Genomic DNA, 20,066 nt, shown 5'->3' on the forward strand with positions numbered 1-20,066 from the left:
TAAGCAGAAAAATGCCGATATAAAATATAAACAGGTAGATCATAAAGATCTGCCTGTTTTGTAAATACTAGATGGAAAATTGTATATAAATTATTTAAAAAACAACAAAAGATTTCGAGCGCATTAGAATAAAAAACTATCAGCAAAGAGAAGTATTTGAATAATCAAAAAGTTGCTGGTTACGACGTATAAGATTCGGGAGAATAACCAATGTCGATAAACCCTATAGAACTGCTTAAAGAAAAAGTATCTTCAACAATATTAAATAATCAGGATGGATACCTCGGCGAAAAAACAAACGCTTTATCTAAGTTTTATCCAATTCTACTTTCATTATTAGCTGCTAAACCTGATCTTATAGGACAATTGAAAAACAGTTTGGCTCCGTCATTATCCGATCTTTTTTCTCATAATGAGCAAATTAAGAATACTGTGCTTACCCATTTAAGCGGTACAGCACCAAATAATGAAATCGAAAATACCCTCAATAGCGCATTAAAACCGAGCCTTAATGCAATTTCTGACGTTGCCGGAAATGATCAACAAAGTATTGTGAACTATTTACGTCAGCATGCTGAAACGATCCGTTCATATTTACCAGGATGGGCCGTGGGCTTATTAGCTCCATTAGGTATTGGAGCTGGTTTATCTTCTGTAACTTCATCGACAGCACCGCCACTTGCAGCAGCAACAGAGACTACGGGTAAATCTCGTGGTTTTTTACCCATTATTGCGCTCATTATTCTCGGGTTATTAATTGCTTGGTTGTGGCGCTCTTGCCAGCATAAAGAAGCTACACCTGCGCCAGAAACTAAAGCTGCAAGTGGTGTAGAGGCCGCGGCTGCTCCAGCTACTTTAACTTTAAGCACCGATGATAAAGGTGCCGTGAGCCAGTGTCAGGCTGGAATTGGCGATCAAGGTTTCTTGGCGACTTTACAAACTCAAGTTAAACAAGTCTTTTCAGCTACTAAAGATTGTGATGTTGATACAAGTCAAACTTATGCGGCTGCTTTTACCGATAAGGATGCTTTGGCAGGAGTGTTGGGTGCATTAAAAGGTATTCCAAACGCTTCTTTAGAATGGGTGGGTGACAAGATTACATTGAAAGCAGGTGATGCTGCAGCGTTAGAAGCGTTAACTGCTAAAGTAAAAGCACTTGTTCCACATACTGAAGTTGTTGCCGCAGCGCCAGAAACAGCTGAACAGTCTGTAAGCAACAGTTTAAGTGCTTCACAAACAGCCTTAACTGCAATTGACCCGAACAATGTAGATGTAAACGCACTAGTTAAAGCACTTAATTTACAAATTATTAACTTTGCGAGTGGCTCAAGTGACATTCCTGCAGATAACAAAGCTATTCTTGATCAAGCAGCAACCCTTTTAAATAAAGTGTCTGGTGTTAAATTAGATGTAGGTGGTCACACCGACTCAACAGGGAATGCCGCTGCTAATAAAGCGCTTTCTCAACGACGTGCTCAAGCAGTAGTAGATTATTTAGTTTCTAAAGGAGTGGATGCTTCTAAACTGGTTGCTAAAGGCCATGGTTCAGAACAGCCAGTTGCAGACAATACGACCGAAGAAGGACGCTTTAAAAACCGTCGTATTGAGTTTTCAGTAGCTCAATAAAAAAACAGATTTTATTGAATTCTAATTTGAAAAAAGCTTCTCATTTTGAGAAGCTTTTTTTATAGAAATAAATATTGTTAGGTTGGCATGAAAATTAGTTTGTTAGGGAGTGGGCGTGTTGCCTTTCATTTGGCAAAGGCACTCTTGGCTCAAGGTCATCATATTGCACAGGTTTATGCGCGTGATTTTGAGAAAACCAAGAAGTTTGCAGAGCAAATTCAAGCGAAAGCATGTCAGTCTCTTCAAGAGTTTCAACCAAGCGATTTAATTATTCTAGCTGTTTCAGACAGTGCTATTGCTGAACTTGCAACGCAGGTACATGAGATATTCCCAGAAACGCTTATGGTCCATACCTCGGGTAGCACAGACATTCAAGTCATCAGTAATATTCATGAAAAAGCAGGGGTGTTTTATCCTTTGCAAACGTTCAGTCTTGAAAGAGACGTTGATTGGCAAGCCACACCATTATTTGTAGAGGCGACCAATAAAGACGATTTAGTCATACTTTCTGATTTAGCAAATAGCCTAAGTAAGCGTGTATATCAATATACCTCCAAACAACGTTTAACTTTGCATTTGGCAGCCGTGTTTGCCTGTAATTTTAGTAATTATTGTTTTGATATGGCAAAGCAAGTTGTAGATGCAGAGCAGGTCGACTTTGGCTTGCTTTACCCATTAATTCTGGAAACAGCAAAAAAAGCTACTGAAAATGATCCAAAGCAAATGCAAACAGGACCTGCAATGCGAGGAGATCAGAATATCTTGGTAATGCATCAAAGCTTATTAGCCCAAGCAAATCGAGATGATTTAAAACAGGTTTATCAACTTTTAAGTGATGGCATCGTAAAGCGCCATCACTCATCTTAATTTTAAGAGGTTAAGGTTGACCGTTATTGCCCCATTTTAAAAAGCCTTTACGCTGATTTAAACGTTCAAAATATTGGTCGACATGTTTAAGCGCTGGATGGTCAAAAGGAGTTGCTTTCCAGCGTTGTACAGACAGCCCAATTGGTATATCAGCTAGGGTAAACTCAGTACCTGCAACATAGGCTTGAGTTTTTGCAAGTTGTTGATCGAGAATCTGCATTTGTTTATTCCACTGATCAATACCTTGTTGTAACAAATTCGGGTCCTGATGAAGGGCTGAATGTCGAATGAGCGACATAAATGCATAAGTCCAACTGTTATTCAGTTCTATAGCTTGCCAATCAACCCACTGGTCAATAATAGCTCTTTGTTTAGCTTGAGTTGGGTAGAGTATATGATTTTTATCATAAGCATTTGCTAGATAACGTATAATGCTATTCGACTGCCAAAGGACTAAGTCGCCATCTAAAATCACTGGAATTTGTCCATTTGGATTTAATTCCAAAAATTCAGGAGATTGAGCGGAGCGGAAGCCTATACCCCAATCTTCTCTCTCATATGTAAGATTTAATTCGTCACATAGCCATAAGACTTTGCGAACATTAATAGAATTATCACGCCCTAAGATTTTTAACATGTGTTGTCCTTAGTATTTTTTAGTATGGCAAGTACCTTTTCTATAAATAACGAGATTGAGTTCAATTGGCAATCTTTAATTAGTCAGAAAAATGGACAAGATAAGTTATAGGTTTATTTAATTTTTAATATTGAAATGAAAAGGGCCTAGTTTGTTACTAAGCCCTGTTTCTTACTTAATCTTCTTAAAGATAAAGTCATTAATCTTATGACCTGACTCAATGCCACGGCGTTCAAACTTAGTTACTGGGCGCCATTCTGGTCTAGGATAGCTATTGCCTTTACCCGCCAAGTTTTCAAGGTTTGGACGGTTGTCTAAAACATCTAACATCCACTCAGCATACGGTTCCCAGTCTGTTGCAGCGTGGAATGTGCCACCAAGCTCAAGTTTTTGTTCAACCAATTGCATACGTTCATGAATAACGAAGCGGCGTTTGAAATGACGTTTCTTTTGCCAAGGGTCCGGGAAGTAAAGTTGTACGCAGTTGATACTGTTGTCAGGCATTTCACGTAGTACTTGAATTGCGTCAGCATCGAGTACACGTAAATTTTTAAGCTCTGCCATACCTGCTTCATAGACACATTGAGCAATGCCCGGTACATGGACTTCAATACCCACATAGTTGCGTTCAGGGTTCGCTTTAGCCATAAGCACTAAAGAACGGCCCATACCGAAACCAATTTCAACAGTTAAAGGGCGCTCCGGATGCTCAAAGTGTTGACGTAAGTCACCCACAGGATATTCCAAAATTAAATCGCGATGTTGTTCTAAAGCCGTGCGTTGAGACGTATTGAGTGGGGCTGAACGACGCATAAACGTCACAATTTCACGGTGTTCAGGCAAATTGTCCAATTCTGCAATTTGCGTTTCTAACTGATCGATCGACATAACCTTGGCAATATTGAAATTCAAATGCGGTATTTTAAGTCTTCAGGTGGTCAAGTCAAATGTTTCGGTGTTTTTCTTCATGTAGATGTCATGATCAATATTTAAGCTAAGAGGCTAATTAAAACTCACATGAACATTTTTACTCATGAAAACTTTTCAATTAAAAACACTTTCGGTTTTTTTAAGTGCATTAGGTGCATTTTCATATAGTTCTGTTGCTCAGGCACAGCTCATGTTTAGCCAGTATGTTGATGGTAGCAGTAATAAAAAAGGGTTGGAAATTTATAACCCGGATGGTACTACCGTTAACTTGGCTGATTATGAAATTCAACAATTTAATAATGGTGGAACTGCGAAAACAGCTACCTTCCGTTTACAAGGTACACTTGCAAGTAAACAAAAATTTTTGGTGGGGCGTTCAGAGTTACAGACAGAACTTGGCAATAAAGTAAATCAAGTGGCTGCATTGTCTTTTAATGGGGATGATGCAGTTGTGCTTGTTTATAAAGGCACACCTGTAGATCGTTTTGGCCGTATTGGGGAACGACCTGAGGCAGGATGGGGAACTGCCGTTTCAAGCTTGGGAAATAGCTTTAAACGTATTGAAACTGAAAATCCAGCTTTGAGTATTGATCCGACAGCGGCATTTGATTTGGACCATTCATGGACAGCATGGGCAAACCGAAATGATTTTACAAATCTATCAGGTACTACTACTCAACCTCCTATTGAAACGGTCAGCTGTTTAAGCTCAGATACACCAATTGCCGATTTAGCAACATCAGCACAAAACCAGACTTATACCGTGCGTGGAGTAATTACTGCCGACTATCGTTATGCAAATGGTTTCTCAGGTTTTTATGTTCAAACACCTGATACGAAAGCACGTGCAAATGTGAGCAATGCCATTTTTGTTTATATTCCGAATAGTAGTACGGTGAAAGGTGGACAAATTGGTGATGAGGTTATTTTACGTGGCCGTTTAACCAGCTATCAAAATCAGCTACAGATTGACCAATTACAACAAGATATTCAAACCTGTAATAGCAATATGGCAAATCAGGTTCAGCCAATTAGCCTTGAACTACCATTTTCGAGCTTAACAGGCGGTTCAACCCATTCTCCGCAGCGTTATCAAGGCATGTTGGTGAAATTGCCTCAGACTTTAACGGTGAGTGAGAATTATAATTATGGTCGTTATGGTGAACTATCTTTAAGTTTAGGTCGCTTATATATTCCAACCAATTTATATCCAGCGCTATCTCCTGAAGCTAAAGCTCTAGCTCAGAAAAATTTATTATCTAAAATTATTTTTGATGATGGTTATAACAACCAAAACCGTACACCATGGTTACCTACAAATTTTAGTGCTGCCAATACATTGCGTTCAGGCTACCAGCTTAAAAATGTCGAAGGGATTTTAGAATATCGTTTTAACGGTTGGCGCGTACAACCAGTGCTTGGACGTACGCAACCAGAAGTTATTACTCAAACCAACCCTCGTCAAAATATTATTGCGAAAAATGCCAATCATATTCGTATAGCTTCATTTAACGTCTTGAACTATGACAATGGTGCAACGGGTTTCCCAACAGAGCGTGGTGCAAACACACAAGCAGAGTTTGATAAACAGCACCGTAAAATTGTGAGTGCATTAAAAGCGATTGATGCTGACGTTTACGGTTTAATGGAAATTGCCAACAATGGTTATGGCACAAACAGCGCGATTGCTCATTTAACGAGTGCACTAGGTCCAGACTGGAAATATGTTATTCCTGAAAATCTGGATCGTTTAGGTAGCGATGTTATTGCTGTAGCGATTATTTATAACAGCAAGCGTGTGAAGCCTTTAAATAAAGCTGTTGTGCTTGATTTAGGGGATAAAAACAGAACGACCTTAGCTCAAACTTTCCAAGCTGTTCGTGGTAATAAAACATTTACTGTTATTCCAAACCATTTGAAATCAAAAGGATGTAGTGGAGTAGATGCCAACTCTTCTGATGCAGATCAAAATGATGGTCAGGGATGCTGGAATCCAACCCGTGTAAAAGCAGTTGATCAAATTGTGCAGTGGCTAGCAAAAAATCCGACGCAAGTGCCTAAGCAAAATGCTTTACTCGTTGGAGACATGAATAGTTATACAAAAGAGGCACCGATTTTGGCATTTGAAAAAGCCAATTATAAAGTCTTACTCAATGACGCTAAAGTTGGGCAAGGCGCTCAGGCGTACAGTTATGTTTTTGGTGTGGCAAGTGATGCAAATGGTAATGGTGGAGCGGGTAACTTAGACCATGCTATTGCTGATGCAGATTTATATCCAAAAGTAGTTCGTACTTTTGCTTGGCATATTAATGCTGACGAGCCGACGGTTCTAGATTACAACGAAGAATATAAAACTGATGAGCAAAAAGCTTTGTTCTATGGTGAAGATGCCTATCGTTCTTCAGACCATGATCCTGTGATTGTCGATCTAGATTTAAATGGCAAAGACTCGAATCAGCCAAATGATAACCAGAAAAGTCCAATTTTCGATTTCTTATCTCAATTAATGGAATGGATTAGCCAGCTTTTTAAACGTAGTTGACGATAAAAATGCGTGATGTGAATGTGTTTTATCATATTTTAAACAATCGTCACGCAAGACAACTTGCAAGGAAAAACTTTTTCAAGAATATTAGGTAGTGTAAGTAATTTATAAATTTACGCTTTTTTACAATTAAGGAATTGTACAAACCTTGCAGGTTTTTTAGAACCAATTTAAAACGTTAATGTGAGATAACAAGGATCAGATATGAAATTATATTATTCGCCAGGCGCATGTTCTTTAGCTGCACATATTATTTTAAATGAAATTAATGTTGATTTTGATTTAGAACGAGTAAATTTAAAAACACATAAAACAGAAAAAGGTGCAGATTATTATGAAATTAACCCAAAGGGATATGTACCAGCTTTAGAAATTAATCCGGGTTTAATTTTAACTGAAAACGTAGCGATTTTACCTTTCCTTGCTCAGCACGACCCTAAACAAGATTTGATTCCTCCTTCGGGCTTAGGCCGTGCGAAAGTATTGGAATGGTTGGGCTATTTAAATTCTGAATTGCATGATGCATACGCGGTATTTTTTGGGGCGCCGTTAACAAATGATGAAAAAACAAAAGCTTATGCTGAAATCGACCGTCTTTTAAAATATATCGATAATTATTTGGCTGAGTCGGATTATGACTATTTGGTAAATGATAATTTTGGTCCAGCAGATGCGTATTTATTTGTTTTAACAAATTGGTCAAACTCAATTGAGCATGATTTAACGCCATATAAACATATTATTGCCTTACGTAATAAAGTTGCAGAACGTCAGTCAGTACAAATTGCAATGCGTGATGAAGGTTTAATTTCATAAGCAATTTTCAAAAGCATTAAAAAAGCCCCTAAGCAATAGGGGCTTTTTTAATGCTAAAGCGAATTAGTGTTGAGCATCTTTTTTCACATCAGCAGCTGCATTTTCAACAGCTTGAGCTGTATCAGCAGTCGCTTTACGTGCAGTAGCTTCTGTTTCAGCTGCAGCTTTAGCAGTCGCATCAGCAGCGTGGTCAGCAGCAGCATCAATTTTAGCTGAAGCGTTGTCTGTTGCAGTTGCAATATCGCTCGCAGCTTGATCACCAGCAGATTTGATATCTGCTGTTGCTTGTTGAGCAGCATTTTCTAAGTGTTCACCTGTAGTAGCACCAGTTTCTGGAGCTTTATCTTTATTACAACCAACAAGGGCAACAGTCGCAGCAAGACCTAAAGCAACAAGTAATTTATTCATTGTGTTTTTCCTTCTAATTCATGGCATCCAAAATTATGGATGTCTAAAATATAAACATAAAGTAACTGATTAATAAAGATCAAAAATTGTTAAAAAGTTGTAACTCTCGTATTAAAAAAGCCTAGCATTTTGTAATGCTAGGCTTGAACTAAATGATAGTGATTTGACCGATTTTACTGCCCAGAACGAATGATGTAATCAAACGCAGAGAGTGATGCTTTAGCGCCTTCACCGGTAGCAATAATGATCTGCTTGTAAGGTACAGTCGTACAGTCACCTGCAGCAAATACACCTTTTACATTGGTTTCGTTGCGGTCATTGACAATGATCTCGCCACGGTTGGTTAACTCAACCTCACTGTCTTTTAAGAAGTCAGTGTTTGGAAGTAAACCAATCTGTACAAAGATCCCTGCAAGCTCTACCACATGCTCTTCATCAGTTGCACGGTCTTTATATTTAAGACCGGTTACTTGTGAACCGTCACCCAATACTTCTGTGCTTAATGCATTCATAATCACAGTGGTGTTTGGCAAGCTGTTTAACTTGTTTTGCAAGACTTGGTCAGCACGAAGTTTAGTGTCAAACTCAACTAAAGTTACATGCTCAACAATACCTGCAAGGTCAATCGCCGCTTCAACACCTGAGTTACCACCACCAATCACGGCAACACGTTTGCCTTTGAACAATGGACCATCACAGTGTGGACAGTACGCTACACCACGGGTACGGTATTCAGCTTCACCCGGTACATTCATCTCTCTCCAACGTGCCCCTGTAGAAAGGATCACAGTTTTCGATTCAAGTTTTGCACCGTTTTCAAGTTCAACTTCAACCAAACCGTTTGCTGTTTGGTCTGCACCAGTGATTTTGCTGACACGTTGCAGGTTCATAATATCCACATCGTATTCACGAACATGTGCTTCCATCTCGGCAGCAAACTTAGGACCTTGGGTCTTTTGCACAGAAGTGAAGTTTTCAATGTCCATGGTATCCATGACCTGACCACCAAAGCGTTCAGCCACGATACCTGTGTTAATGCCTTTACGTGCCGCATAGATTGCAGCTGTTGCACCCGCAGGTCCACCACCAATCACCAATACATCAAACGCATCTTTGGCATTGAGTGCTGCTGCGTCTTTTTCAGCAGAGTTGGTATCAAGTTTTGCCACAATCTCTTCAAGCGTCATACGACCTTGACCAATGTGTTCATTGTCCTGGAATACCATCGGTACAGCCATGATTTTGCGTTGTTCCACTTCGTCTTGGAAGAATGCACCATCAATCATGGTTGCCGTGGTGTTCGGGTTATAAATGGCAATCAAGTTAAGCGCCTGTACCACGTCCGGACAGTTATGACAGCTTAGCGATACAAACACATCAAAGTTAGCTTTGAGGTTTAAGCCTTTAATCTGATTTAAAACTTCATCCGACACTTTAGGTGCATAGCCAGACACTTGTAACAGAGCCAAGATCAAAGACGTAAACTCATGGCCCATTGGTAAGCCTGCGAAGAACACACGAGGCTGTTCACCTGCTTTGGCCACACCAAAGCTTGGACGACGTGTATTGTTACCGTCAAAACGGGCTGTTACCTTCTCAGAAAGCTCAGCGATTTCAGTTACTAATTCTTTAATTTGAGCAGCTTTATCTGATTCATCTAAAGCAGCAACTAATTCGATTGGACTTTCTAAACGTTCTAGGTAAGCTTTTAATTGAGTTTTAATGTTTTGATCTAACATCTGTTTTTTACTCCAATGCATCCAAATTCTTTCAATAGATGCATAGTACGTTAAAACAATGAATAGGTAAAACAGTATGTTTTTATGAATTTAATCGTTTTTTTGAATGTTGGTTTGCAACAACGCGTAAGTTAAGAAAGTGCAAAAGTGCATCTTAATTTCATTTTTAGTTTTGCAGTATTTTAAAGTGAAAGTGTTTGAAAATTTATATATGTTATATGGCTGTAAAGATTTTATGTCATAACATTAAAAGGTACTTTCATGTCATTGCAACGCGGCATTTATCAGCATTATAAAGGTAATCTCTATCAAGTTTTTTCTGTAGCAAAACACAGTGAAACTGAAGAGGAATTGGTCGTTTATCAATGTTTATATGGTGATTATTCAACTTGGGTTCGACCACTTGATATGTTTACTGAAACCGTGCAAATGAGTGATGGTAGCGTCGTACCGCGTTTTAAATTAATACAAAGTACTTAAATAAAATGGCTGTCATATAAAGAAGGAGTAAAATAGATGCCAAATACTATTTTCTTACAAAGAGTTGCTGATTTATATGACACCTTTAAACAGCATGACTCACAGCAATCCGATCGTTTACAACGATATCGTAATATAGAAGTAGAATCTGCTCAGCTAATTTCCCAGCTTATTCGTATGCAGCAAGCCAAGTCTATTTTGGAAATTGGCACTTCAACAGGCTATTCAACTTTGTGGCTTGCCGAAGCTGCCCAAGCGACTGGTGGGCAAGTCATTACAGTTGAAATTGATGCAAAGCGAAGTGCAGAGGCAAAACGTCATGTAGCTGAGTTAGAGCTCAGTGAAATTGTTCAATTTTGGGTAGGAGATGCAGCCGATTACTTAAAAGCAGCTCAGGAAAAATTTGATTTTATTTTGTTAGATGCTGAACGTGATGCATATGAAAATTATTGGCCAGATTTAAAACGTCTAATGAAGCCTAAAGGTGGGGTTTTAGTTGTCGATAATGTGATATCTCATGCGGCAGAAGTAAATCGATTTATAGCTTTAATTAAAAAAGATCCGGATTATATGAGCAGCATTTTGCCTGTCGGCGCAGGTTTGTGTTTAGTGGTCACAAAATAGTTATGCTGAAATAATTTTTCATATTCCAGTGGGGGCCTGTTTTGAACAGGCCTTTTTTATAATTTTATGAGGCAATCACCAAAGAGAGTCGAGTAAAGTGCAAATTAAATTCTAAGTATTTGTGTACAAAGGCGGCTTTATCGGTTGAACGTAATAAGTTGTCATAAACAAACTCAGGAACAGGATGATAAAGATCTCCTGAGCCATCGCTATAAAAGATTTTTAAATGACGCGATGTCGCATTGTATTTCCATGAAGTGACGACCGCTGTATTCGCCATAAATGCACCCCTTTATTTCATATCAAACGTACTCAAAAATTAACCAGTTGTTTATTTGACATTACTCAATGTTTAGGTAACGGGGAAGGGCAGAATTGTAAAAGTATCAGTAGAAAATGTGATGTGCTTATTCAAAACAAAAGAACCATCCGATAAAGGATGGTTCTTTAGGTTTTTAAAATCTAAGAGAGATTAGATTTTACCAACTAGGTCGATAGATGGAGCAAGAGTTGCTTCACCTTCTTTCCATTTAGCTGGGCAAACTTCACCTGGGTGAGAGTGTACGTATTGAGCAGCTTTTACTTTACGAAGAAGTTCAGATGCGTCACGACCGATACCGCCAGCGTTGATTTCAACGATTTGGATTTTACCTTCTGGATCGATAACGAAAGTACCACGGTCAGCTAAACCTTCAGACTCGATTAAAACGTCAAAGTTTTTAGAAAGAGTCCAAGTTGGATCGCCGATTAATGGGTATTGGATTTTCTTGATCGCGTCTGAAGTGTCGTGCCAAGCTTTGTGAGTGAAGTGAGTGTCAGTAGAAACACCGTAGATTTCCACGCCTAATTTTTGGAATTCAGCGTAGTTATCAGCTAAGTCTTCAAGCTCAGTAGGACATACGAAAGTGAAGTCAGCAGGATAGAAGAATACAACAGACCACTTACCTTTAAGGTTAGTTTCGTTCACTTCGATGAATTGGCCGTTGTGGTAAGCAGTTGCTTGGAAAGGTTTAACTTCAGTATTAATCAAGCTCATCATTGTCTCCATGATTGAGGTTTATATTTAAACTTGTTTACGAGATGTAGAATAAATAAAAATTCTTTATTGGGGAAATAGTATTTTTACATGACTAAAATCGGAAAATTGAATAAGTATGAAATTTTCGATTTTTAAGTCCCCAAATACTGTATTCGATTTGACTGCAAAAACATGTAAATCAAATGACAGTTATAGTAAAAGAAACTTGCCTAACAACATGAAGCTTACCTACTAAAAATTCAAGGGTGAAATGTAAAAAAATTAAAAATATATAAAAAACCAATTGTTTTACCTTATGGTCATTAAGGCGTAAAATAGAGGATTGTTGAATTTTCAGGAAAATTTATCTGTGCTGAATGGTTTAAATATAGATCAATGGGTGATGGCGAGAGATCGTTACCGTTTAAATCGTTTACGTAAAGATAAAAAAGCCAATACTGCAGAGATTGAAAAATTATTTGAACAGTCTAATGCAAAAGTTAGACAGCGTTTTGAACGCTTACCAAAAATCAAATTAAATCAGGATCTTCCTGTAACCCAATATGCTGACCGTTTAATAGAAGCGATTCAAAAGCATCAGGTCATTATTGTGGCGGGTGAAACAGGTTCAGGGAAAACTACTCAGCTCCCTCAAATTGCAATGTTAGCAGGGCGTGGCTTGACTGGTATGATTGGTCATACCCAGCCACGTCGTTTAGCTGCACGTAGTGTGTCGCAGCGTATTGCAGAAGAAGTCGGCGAAAAGCTCGGCGAATCGATTGGTTTTAAAATCCGTTTTAATGAACAAGGTTCGCAAGATTCGATTGTCCGGTTAATGACAGACGGTATTTTGCTTGCCGAGTTAGGCAATGACCGCTTCTTGTCTAAATATGACACCATTATTATTGATGAGGCGCATGAGCGCTCACTCAATATCGATTTTATTATGGGCTATTTAAAGCAGTTACTGCCAAAACGCCCAGATTTAAAAGTTATCGTGACTTCGGCAACTTTAGATGTAAATCGTTTTAGTAACTATTTTAATAATGCACCAATTTTTGAAGTAGAAGGGCGTAGTTATCCGGTTGAAGTGCGTTATCGCCCAATTTCAGAAATGAATATTGGTGGTAGTGATGACGACGAGTTCGATGACTTTGAAGAAAACCTGCCGCGTGCAGTCGTACAAGCTGTAGAGGAATGCTTTGCTGATGCCGAAGAAAAAGGCCATCCAGAACATGCAGATATCTTGATTTTCTCAAGTACAGAGCAAGAAATTCGAGAATTGCAGGAAACCTTACAAAAGTACGGGCCGAGACATACCGAGATTTTACCTTTGTATGCACGCTTAGCCGTTTCTGAGCAACAAAAGATTTTTAGCCCAAGTGGAAAGGGCCGCCGTATTATTATTGCGACGAACGTTGCAGAAACTGCACTGACTGTTCCTAATATTCGCTACGTGATTGATAGCGGCTTTGCACGTATATCTCGTTATAACTACCGTTCACGCGTGCAGCGCTTACCGATTGAGGCAATTTCACAAGCTGCAGCAAATCAACGTAAAGGGCGTTGTGGTCGTGTTGCTCCAGGTGTTTGTATTCGTTTATATAGCGAAGAAGACTTTTTAAGTCGTCCTGAGTTTACCGAACCTGAAATTAAGCGAACCAACTTGGCATCGGTTATTCTGCAAATGCAGAGCTTAGGTTTAGGTGAGCTGGAAAACTTTGATTTCATTGAGCCGCCAGATTTCCGTCTAGTCAATGATGGTCGTAAGCTACTCATTGAGTTAGGCGCGCTGAACGAGAAGAAAAATGAGCTGACTAAAGTCGGGCAAATGATGGCACGTATGCCAATTGATCCAAGACTCGCACGTATGATTGTGGGTGGGGCTCATTTTGGTGTACTCAAAGAAATTTTGGTGGTGGTCAGTGCACTTGCAGTTCAAGACCCGCGTGAACGTCCAGCAGATAAACAGATGCAAGCTGATCAAAAGCACGCATTATTCAAAGAGGCAGATTCAGATTTTCTGTTTTATTTAAAACTTTGGGATACTTTAAATCCTAAAGGTGAAGCAGGAATGTCGGAAAACAAGCGTCGTCAATTTGCTAAGCAGCATTTCTTAAGCTGGTTACGGTTACGTGAATGGAAACAGACACACCAGCAGCTAGTTGAGCTGGCCGAAGGTTTAAAACTTAGTTTTAATGAAAAGCCTGCAAATTATGAAAATTTGCACCGTGCGTTACTAACAGGTTTATTGTCTTTTATTGCCAATAAAACTGATGAACGTAATACCTTTATGGCAGTACGTCAGCAAAAGGCAAAAGTTTTTCCGGCCAGCACATTGCACAAAACCAATACTGCGTGGGTGATGGCTTTTGAGATGGTGGAAACCTCTCAAGTCTATTTACGTACATTAGCAAAAATTGATCCTGAATGGATTTTGCTTGCTGCACGCGACTTATTGAAATATCACTATTTCGAACCGCATTGGTCTAAAAAAGCCGGTATTGTAAATGCTTATGCACAAATTTCATTGTTTGGTTTAATTATTGAACCGAAGCGTTTGGTTAATTTTGAGAAAGTTGACCAACCTGCTGCACATGAGATTTTCTTACGTGATGCATTAACCACAGGAAATCTGGGGACAGTTCCACCATTTTTAAAACACAACTTGCTTAAACTTGAAGAAGTAGAGCGAGTTGAAGATAAATTACGTCGCCGCGATTTGGTGGTCGATGAAGAAACGATTTATCAGTTCTATGCGTCGAAAATTCCTGAAGAAATTGCGAGTCGTCGTAGTTTTGAAGACTGGCGTGCAACTGTAGAAGCAAAAAATCCACGTTATTTATACGTGGAAGATGATGCGCTTTGGCTCAATGACCGTCCGACCACGCAGCAATTCCCTGATCATTTACATAATGGTCAGTTACGCTTGGCAACTACTTATCGTTTTGACCCAAGTCATGATGAAGATGGCGCAACGGTCCAAATTCCGGTACAGGCATTGCCACAGGTAGATGAAAATATTTGGTCGTGGGGGATTCCAGGCTGGCGTTTAGATCTCATTGAAGCCTTATTGAAAGCCTTACCAAAGGATAAACGTCGTAACCTCGTACCGATTCCAGATACGGCGCGTAAGCTCATGCAAGGTATTGATGCTGTACATTTGCGACAACATATTTTTAGCTATCTGGCGTTTACTTTACGTGGTGAGCAGATTACGGAAAAAGATTTTTCATTTGAACGAATAGATCCGTATTTGGTGCCTTTTATTAAGGTAATTGATGAAAAAGGTAAATTGATCGCTAAAGGTCGTGACTTGGCTGAGTTGAAGGCTCGTTGTCGCGTAGAAACGCATCGTCCGGTGAAACAGCAAAAAGGTGAATTTAAAACTTTCCCTGAAAACTTTACCTTTGAAGCTTCACAGAAGGTGACAGGTGTTGTTGTTAAACAATATCAAGCTTTAGTGCCAACTAAAAATTTTGCCGAACTCGAGGCGAAAGATGAGTCCGGCGTGGTTATACAAACATTTAACGATCAGGCAGAGGCGATTAAACAACATCGCGAAGGTATTATTCGTCTGGTCCATATGCAACTTGGTGATTTGGTTCGTCAGTTGAAAAAGCAGATTTCGAAACCGCTTGCGTTGGCTTATTCACCTTTAGGTGATAAAGCTAAACTTGAGCAAATGCTGGTATACGCGACTTTACAAATGGCAATTACGACTTTGCCAATCAATGCTGGTGAATTTAATCAATTGCTTGAACAAGTTAAAAAACAATTTTTGAGCTATGGGCAGCAAGCACTTGAGCAATTAAGTGATATTTATATTCAGTGGCAACAAATCCGTCGTCAACTTTTAGTACTTGATCCGGACGTATTTGGACGCAGTATCGATGATATTGAAGATCAGCTAGATTTAATGTCACTCGGCAATTTTGTCTATTGCCAGCCAGTTGATCTTTGGCAGGAATATCCACGTTATTTAAAAGCGCTGCTATTGCGTTTAGATCGATTGCCAAATAATCTACAGCGAGATCATGCTGCTATTGACGATGTCGATCCATGGATGGACAAGGTATTTAAGTTCAAAAATGATCCAAGAATCAAAGAATTGTATTTGATGCTGGAAGAATTACGTATTTCTTTATTTTCTCAGCCGATGAAAACCAAGATGCCTATTTCGCCAACTCGACTACAAAAGTTATGGGATCGTTTGGGAATCAGTTAAAATAGATCGGGGTCTGTTTATGTTGTTTTTAGCTGGCAACGCAATTTATAAATGAAAGATTAACAGACCCTATTCATTTTTTTAGGAGTTTTACATGGGCATTCGTATCACAGGTACTGGGCTATTTCACCCAACAGAAATCATTTCTAATGAAGAACTGGCCGACAGTTTAAATGCTTATGTGGAACAATATAACCAAGAGAATGCAGAGAAAATTGCAGCAGGCGAACTAGAAGAATTACGTGGTTCAAGTGCTGAATTTATTGAAAAAGCTTCTGGTATTAAGCGTCGTTACGTGATTGAGAAATCAGGTATTCTTGATCCAACACGTTTACGTCCGCGTTTGTCTGAACGTTCAAATGATGAACTTTCAATTCAAGCAGAGTGGGGCGTTATTGCTGCAAAACAGGCAATGGAAAATGCAGGTGTAACTGCTGAAGATATTGATGTTGTGATTTTGGCTTGTTCAAACATGCAGCGTGCTTATCCGGCTGTGGCAATTGAAATCCAGTCAGCACTTGGTATTCAAGGTTATGCTTACGACATGAACGTGGCATGTTCAGCTGCCACTTTTGGTTTGAAACAAGCGGCAGATGCAATTCGTTCAGGTGCTCGCCGTGTTTTATTAGTGAACGTTGAGATTACATCTGGTCACCTAGACTACCGTAACCGTGATTGTCACTTCATTTTTGGAGATGTGGCGACCGCTTCTATTATTGAAGAAACCACTACTAAAACTGGTTTTGAAATTTTAGATATTTATTTATTTACCCAATTTTCAAACAACATTCGCAATAACTTCGGTTTCTTAAACCGTAGCGAAGATGCAGTGGTTGATGACAAGTTATTCCGTCAAGATGGCCGCAAAGTATTTAAAGATGTTTGTCCGTTGGTGGCAAAAATCATTAATGCGCAGTTGGAAAAAATGCAGTTAACTGCAAACGATATTAAGCGTTTCTGGTTACACCAAGCCAATGCCAACATGAATGAATTAATCTTGAAATATGTGGCAGGTAAAGATGCAGATCTAAGCCGTGCACCAATTATTCTAGATGAGTTTGCCAATACCTCTTCAGCAGGTGTAATTATTGCTTTACACCGTACAGGCCACGAAGTGGATGATGGCGAATATGGCGTGATTTCATCTTTTGGCGCTGGCTATTCAGTAGGTTCGATTGTTGTACAAAAGCATGTTGCTTAAGTTACTAGATTAATTAAAAACGCTCGTAAGAGCGTTTTTTTATGGCACAAAAATAATAAAGCGAGCCAAAATTAGCCCGCTTTAGTTGAATCAAAAATGATTAAAACTTTTTAGTGTAGTTTACAAACAAGCGATCTTCACCAAAGTCATTGCCATGTTTTACGTTGTAATCAATTCGAATATATTGCAGGGCAAAGCCTTTCAAGAAAGGCTGTTGAAACGCATAGTTTAAAATCACATTCGACTCGGTTTCGTGGTTTTTCTCCCCATTGGCTGCTTTAAAGTCATGACCGTAAACATATTTCACCATTGCATTTAAGCCCGGAACGTAATCTTTAAAGTCATAGCCATACATCACATGATAAGACTTCTCATCTTCTTTAAAGAAACCTGTAGCATTCCAGTTAATGAAATAGGTTTCTGGTAAAAAACCATCCGGTAATGGATAAGCCGACTCACCAATAATTTGCTGGTACCCCAAACCAAAGGTATGATTTTTTACTTTAAGTGTTTCTAGCACCCCGATGTTTTGCGCATCAATATCAAAAGTATTGCCATCATCTTTTGCATTGAAGTATTTAAACTTAGAGGTGAGGGCAAAATTAGGTTGTTTCCAATTATGCTCAAGCCCTACATAGTGTTTATTGTAGAGGTCTTCTAAGTTACCAAAGTAATATTCACCCTTGAGTGACGGCGTAAATTGATAACGTAGGTCAATGTAGTTCAGGCCATCGGATTCTTTGGTCATTCCATTTGCCGTGAATGAAAACTTTTTAAAGTCCTCTTCATTTCGTGGCGACACTTTTTCAACTCGACCAATTTCTGCATAAAGCTGATCTGAAATTTGCGACTTAAGATTGGTTCCCCAATAAGAGGCAAGCAATTGTCGGCTGGCATCCACAGCCGTTACTGGTAAGTCTAACCAGAGTTCACCGACACTTAAAAGGGTTTTGTCGTAGCCTAGTTTTAAAGTTGCGCCGTATTTTAAAAAGTCAGATGCTTGAGATTGCGTTTCCTTATTAAAAGGTAAGACCGTGTCCGCAACATGTTTGTCTGAACTCAAGCGCACGGCGTATTGAACAGAAGCATCGGCACCAATCGTAATTGGCTTGTCTGCAATTTGCAGAGGGGTGTCATGCATTTTCGATTTATAAAATAATAAGGCTGCCTGAGACCAGCTACCCGTATCTTTGAGTGCATCATTGTCAAAATTACGGTTGATATAGGCATTCTTTAGCGTGAATTTCCATTCATCTTCGCTTTGTTGAGTGGTGTCTGCTGCCCATAAACTTGAGCTAGTTAATAAACCGAATAATGTGGCTATTGCTAAATTACATGGTTTAAAACGGTGTAAAAATTCCATAATCCATTTCCAAAAAGATGCGCTACTCCTCGGCGCATTTGTGTTTACTGCTGGGTAAGCGTGTTTTGAGGGTTAAACGTTGATGGTGTTTGTGCAGCAACAGAGGCTTTTAAATTGACCATAAATATTGCAAGTGCAGCAATCACACCCGGAATAGCAATCGCCAAGAAATTCATTTGGTGAGGAAGTTCAAATGAAAGTAAAGCACCTGTTAAAACTGGTCCAATAATCGCGCCAATACGGCCAATTCCCGATGCCCAGCCCATGCCAGTTGAACGAAGTGCTGTCGGATAGAACTGCGCAACAAAAGTGTAGAGTAAGATTTGTGAACCAATTGTGGCAGCACCGGCAATCGCAATCAGGCTATATAAAATAAGTTGTGGACTATTAATGCCAAGCAGAATTAAAGCTGCTGATCCCACAATAAACATAATGGTAATGACAGGTTTTAAATGAAATCTGTCTGCTAAAGCACCGCCACCAATTGCACCGACCATGCCGCCAATATTAAGTGCAAAGAGGAACAACATGCTCGCACCTAACGAATAGCCCGCTTGCAGCATGAGTTTAGGCAACCAGCTTCCTAAGGCATACACCATGAGTAAGCACATAAAGAAAGCAATCCAGAACATAAACGTGCTGAAGGTACGGCCTTGTTGGAAAAGCGCACGGACAGGTGCATCTGTTGTTGTACTTTCATTTAACACCAGTTGAGTATTGGCATTGACTTGAGTTTGAGGCGCAATTTTACTCACTATATTTTTTGCCTGTTCGCTATGATTAGATTTCACTAAAAAGGCGAGAGACTCTGGTAAAAATTTCCAAATGAGCGGGAGCAGTAACAAGGGAATACCAGCAATTAAAAACATGATTTGCCAGCCCATATCTTTTACGAGCCATGCACCGAGTAGCGCAGATGTCATGCCACCAATTGCATAGCCACTAAACATAATTGCGACCAATGTACTGCGGATTTTTTTAGGTGCATATTCGGTCATAAGCGCTACAACGTTTGGCATAACGCCACCAATCCCAAGACCTGCAATAAAGCGCAAAATAGCAAACTCAGTTGGTCCTTTGGCAAAGGCACCTATAAAGGTAAATCCGCTAAATAAGGTGACACAAATCAGGATGGTTTTTTTACGTCCAAGTTTGTCTGAAAGTGTGCCGAAAATCATGGCACCAAACATCATCCCGAATAGTGCAGCACTGGCGAGCAGGCCTGCTTCTACCGCAGTTAACGACCATTGCTGCATTAATAGAGGAAGAGCAACCCCATAAATAACTAAATCATATCCATCAAAAATAATAATAAGTAAGCACCAGATTAAAACTTTCCAATGAAAAGATGTAAAACGGGCTTTATCAATTAAATCATTAATATTAACCTTGCTTGTATCCATTTTCTTCACCTCCAATTTGTGAAGCATCGCGTTATTTTTTAATAAACTATTTTGTTATTGGAATAGAGTCAAAAACCTAATTGATATATCTTTATGTCTTTAAGGTATTGTCTTTTTATTGGGTTAAGGTATTGAAAATTATAATTTATTTTAATAATTTTAGTTGTTGATTTTGTTATGT

At 39.2% G+C, this 20,066-nt stretch carries 16 protein-coding genes; 8 read left to right on the forward strand and 8 right to left on the reverse strand.

Annotation, left to right across the window (positions count from 1 at the left end; all coding sequences use genetic code 11):
- The first annotated feature begins 210 nt into the window (after positions 1-210).
- Positions 211-1,626 (forward strand): OmpA family protein, encoded by a 1,416-nt coding sequence (locus KNQ97_RS13485; RefSeq protein WP_000026485.1) that lies wholly within the window; start codon positions 211-213, stop codon positions 1,624-1,626.
- A gap of 87 nt (positions 1,627-1,713) precedes the next feature.
- Positions 1,714-2,493 carry a Rossmann-like and DUF2520 domain-containing protein gene (locus KNQ97_RS13490; protein ID WP_109090597.1) on the forward strand — a complete coding sequence of 260 codons (780 nt, stop codon included), beginning with the start codon at positions 1,714-1,716 and terminating at the stop codon, positions 2,491-2,493.
- A gap of 10 nt (positions 2,494-2,503) precedes the next feature.
- On the opposite strand, the gene KNQ97_RS13495 is transcribed toward KNQ97_RS13490, so the two are convergent.
- Together KNQ97_RS13495 and trmB are read right to left on the reverse strand one after the other, a co-directional pair.
- A complete protein-coding gene (locus tag KNQ97_RS13495; RefSeq protein ID WP_000912920.1) occupies positions 2,504-3,130 on the reverse strand; it encodes a glutathione S-transferase family protein in 627 nt (208 codons plus the stop codon).
- Positions 3,131-3,301: 171 nt separating this feature from the next.
- Positions 3,302-4,018, reverse strand: coding sequence for a tRNA (guanosine(46)-N7)-methyltransferase TrmB (gene trmB, locus KNQ97_RS13500; protein WP_000020860.1), 717 nt, complete (start codon positions 4,016-4,018; stop codon positions 3,302-3,304).
- Between the two features lie 145 nt (positions 4,019-4,163).
- Between trmB and KNQ97_RS13505 the strand changes: the two genes are divergently transcribed.
- Together KNQ97_RS13505 and KNQ97_RS13510 are read left to right on the forward strand one after the other, a co-directional pair.
- Complete coding sequence (locus KNQ97_RS13505; protein ID WP_253612351.1) at positions 4,164-6,602, forward strand: ExeM/NucH family extracellular endonuclease; 2,439 nt, start codon at positions 4,164-4,166, stop codon at positions 6,600-6,602.
- A gap of 207 nt (positions 6,603-6,809) precedes the next feature.
- Positions 6,810-7,421 (forward strand): glutathione binding-like protein, encoded by a 612-nt coding sequence (locus tag KNQ97_RS13510; RefSeq protein ID WP_000781338.1) that lies wholly within the window; start codon positions 6,810-6,812, stop codon positions 7,419-7,421.
- A 63-nt stretch (positions 7,422-7,484) separates the two neighbouring features.
- Here the strand turns inward: KNQ97_RS13510 and KNQ97_RS13515 are convergent, their stop codons facing one another.
- Both KNQ97_RS13515 and ahpF read right to left on the reverse strand, forming a co-directional pair.
- Positions 7,485-7,829: a hypothetical protein gene (locus KNQ97_RS13515; RefSeq protein ID WP_001037895.1), complete on the reverse strand. Its 345-nt coding sequence runs from the start codon at positions 7,827-7,829 to the stop codon at positions 7,485-7,487.
- A gap of 173 nt (positions 7,830-8,002) precedes the next feature.
- Positions 8,003-9,568, reverse strand: coding sequence for an alkyl hydroperoxide reductase subunit F (gene ahpF / locus KNQ97_RS13520; protein ID WP_004841445.1), 1,566 nt, complete (start codon positions 9,566-9,568; stop codon positions 8,003-8,005).
- A gap of 261 nt (positions 9,569-9,829) precedes the next feature.
- Here ahpF and KNQ97_RS13525 point away from each other — a divergent pair, with 261 nt between their 5' ends.
- Entirely contained in the window at positions 9,830-10,048 is a 219-nt protein-coding gene (locus KNQ97_RS13525; RefSeq protein ID WP_000058246.1) for a DUF1653 domain-containing protein, read from the forward strand.
- Positions 10,049-10,084: 36 nt separating this feature from the next.
- A complete protein-coding gene (locus tag KNQ97_RS13530; RefSeq protein WP_001133993.1) occupies positions 10,085-10,672 on the forward strand; it encodes an O-methyltransferase in 588 nt (195 codons plus the stop codon).
- A 64-nt stretch (positions 10,673-10,736) separates the two neighbouring features.
- Here the strand turns inward: KNQ97_RS13530 and KNQ97_RS13535 are convergent, their stop codons facing one another.
- Both KNQ97_RS13535 and ahpC read right to left on the reverse strand, forming a co-directional pair.
- The gene (locus KNQ97_RS13535) at positions 10,737-10,952 is read right to left on the reverse strand and encodes a KTSC domain-containing protein (protein ID WP_000024050.1); all 216 of its coding nucleotides are present in this window, start codon (positions 10,950-10,952) and stop codon (positions 10,737-10,739) included.
- A 192-nt stretch (positions 10,953-11,144) separates the two neighbouring features.
- Positions 11,145-11,708: an alkyl hydroperoxide reductase subunit C gene (gene ahpC / locus KNQ97_RS13540; protein ID WP_000052794.1), complete on the reverse strand. Its 564-nt coding sequence runs from the start codon at positions 11,706-11,708 to the stop codon at positions 11,145-11,147.
- Positions 11,709-12,060: 352 nt separating this feature from the next.
- On the opposite strand from ahpC, the gene hrpA reads away from it, so the two are divergent.
- Both hrpA and KNQ97_RS13550 read left to right on the forward strand, forming a co-directional pair.
- Entirely contained in the window at positions 12,061-15,918 is a 3,858-nt protein-coding gene (hrpA, locus tag KNQ97_RS13545) for an ATP-dependent RNA helicase HrpA (protein ID WP_253612352.1), read from the forward strand.
- 94 nt (positions 15,919-16,012) lie between these two features.
- Complete coding sequence (locus tag KNQ97_RS13550; RefSeq protein WP_253612353.1) at positions 16,013-17,119, forward strand: beta-ketoacyl-ACP synthase III; 1,107 nt, start codon at positions 16,013-16,015, stop codon at positions 17,117-17,119.
- Positions 17,120-17,219: 100 nt separating this feature from the next.
- On the opposite strand, the gene KNQ97_RS13555 is transcribed toward KNQ97_RS13550, so the two are convergent.
- Both KNQ97_RS13555 and KNQ97_RS13560 read right to left on the reverse strand, forming a co-directional pair.
- Positions 17,220-18,482: an OprD family outer membrane porin gene (locus tag KNQ97_RS13555; RefSeq protein ID WP_253612354.1), complete on the reverse strand. Its 1,263-nt coding sequence runs from the start codon at positions 18,480-18,482 to the stop codon at positions 17,220-17,222.
- A gap of 44 nt (positions 18,483-18,526) precedes the next feature.
- Positions 18,527-19,885: an aromatic acid/H+ symport family MFS transporter gene (locus KNQ97_RS13560; protein ID WP_253612355.1), complete on the reverse strand. Its 1,359-nt coding sequence runs from the start codon at positions 19,883-19,885 to the stop codon at positions 18,527-18,529.
- Between the last annotated feature and the right edge of the window lie 181 nt (positions 19,886-20,066).

This window comes from Acinetobacter sp. UC24323, assembly GCF_024151445.1.
Lineage (GTDB): Bacteria > Pseudomonadota > Gammaproteobacteria > Pseudomonadales > Moraxellaceae > Acinetobacter > Acinetobacter baumannii.

Bases quoted from the DNA above. Each gene is read 5' to 3' on its own strand.
- KNQ97_RS13515 (WP_001037895.1), bottom strand. From the start codon at position 7,829: ATGAATAAATTACTTGTTGCTTTAGGTCTTGCTGCGACTGTTGCCCTT.
- KNQ97_RS13495 (WP_000912920.1), bottom strand. From the start codon at position 3,130: ATGTTAAAAATCTTAGGGCGTGATAATTCTATTAATGTTCGCAAAGTC.
- KNQ97_RS13510 (WP_000781338.1), top strand. From the start codon at position 6,810: ATGAAATTATATTATTCGCCAGGCGCATGTTCTTTAGCTGCACATATT.
- ahpC (WP_000052794.1), bottom strand. From the start codon at position 11,708: ATGAGCTTGATTAATACTGAAGTTAAACCTTTCCAAGCAACTGCTTAC.
- KNQ97_RS13525 (WP_000058246.1), top strand. From the start codon at position 9,830: ATGTCATTGCAACGCGGCATTTATCAGCATTATAAAGGTAATCTCTAT.
- KNQ97_RS13530 (WP_001133993.1), top strand. From the start codon at position 10,085: ATGCCAAATACTATTTTCTTACAAAGAGTTGCTGATTTATATGACACC.
- KNQ97_RS13560 (WP_253612355.1), bottom strand. From the start codon at position 19,885: ATGGATACAAGCAAGGTTAATATTAATGATTTAATTGATAAAGCCCGT.
- KNQ97_RS13505 (WP_253612351.1), top strand. From the start codon at position 4,164: ATGAAAACTTTTCAATTAAAAACACTTTCGGTTTTTTTAAGTGCATTA.
- KNQ97_RS13555 (WP_253612354.1), bottom strand. From the start codon at position 18,482: ATGGAATTTTTACACCGTTTTAAACCATGTAATTTAGCAATAGCCACA.
- KNQ97_RS13535 (WP_000024050.1), bottom strand. From the start codon at position 10,952: ATGGCGAATACAGCGGTCGTCACTTCATGGAAATACAATGCGACATCG.
- KNQ97_RS13490 (WP_109090597.1), top strand. From the start codon at position 1,714: ATGAAAATTAGTTTGTTAGGGAGTGGGCGTGTTGCCTTTCATTTGGCA.
- ahpF (WP_004841445.1), bottom strand. From the start codon at position 9,568: ATGTTAGATCAAAACATTAAAACTCAATTAAAAGCTTACCTAGAACGT.
- KNQ97_RS13485 (WP_000026485.1), top strand. From the start codon at position 211: ATGTCGATAAACCCTATAGAACTGCTTAAAGAAAAAGTATCTTCAACA.
- trmB (WP_000020860.1), bottom strand. From the start codon at position 4,018: ATGTCGATCGATCAGTTAGAAACGCAAATTGCAGAATTGGACAATTTG.
- KNQ97_RS13550 (WP_253612353.1), top strand. From the start codon at position 16,013: ATGGGCATTCGTATCACAGGTACTGGGCTATTTCACCCAACAGAAATC.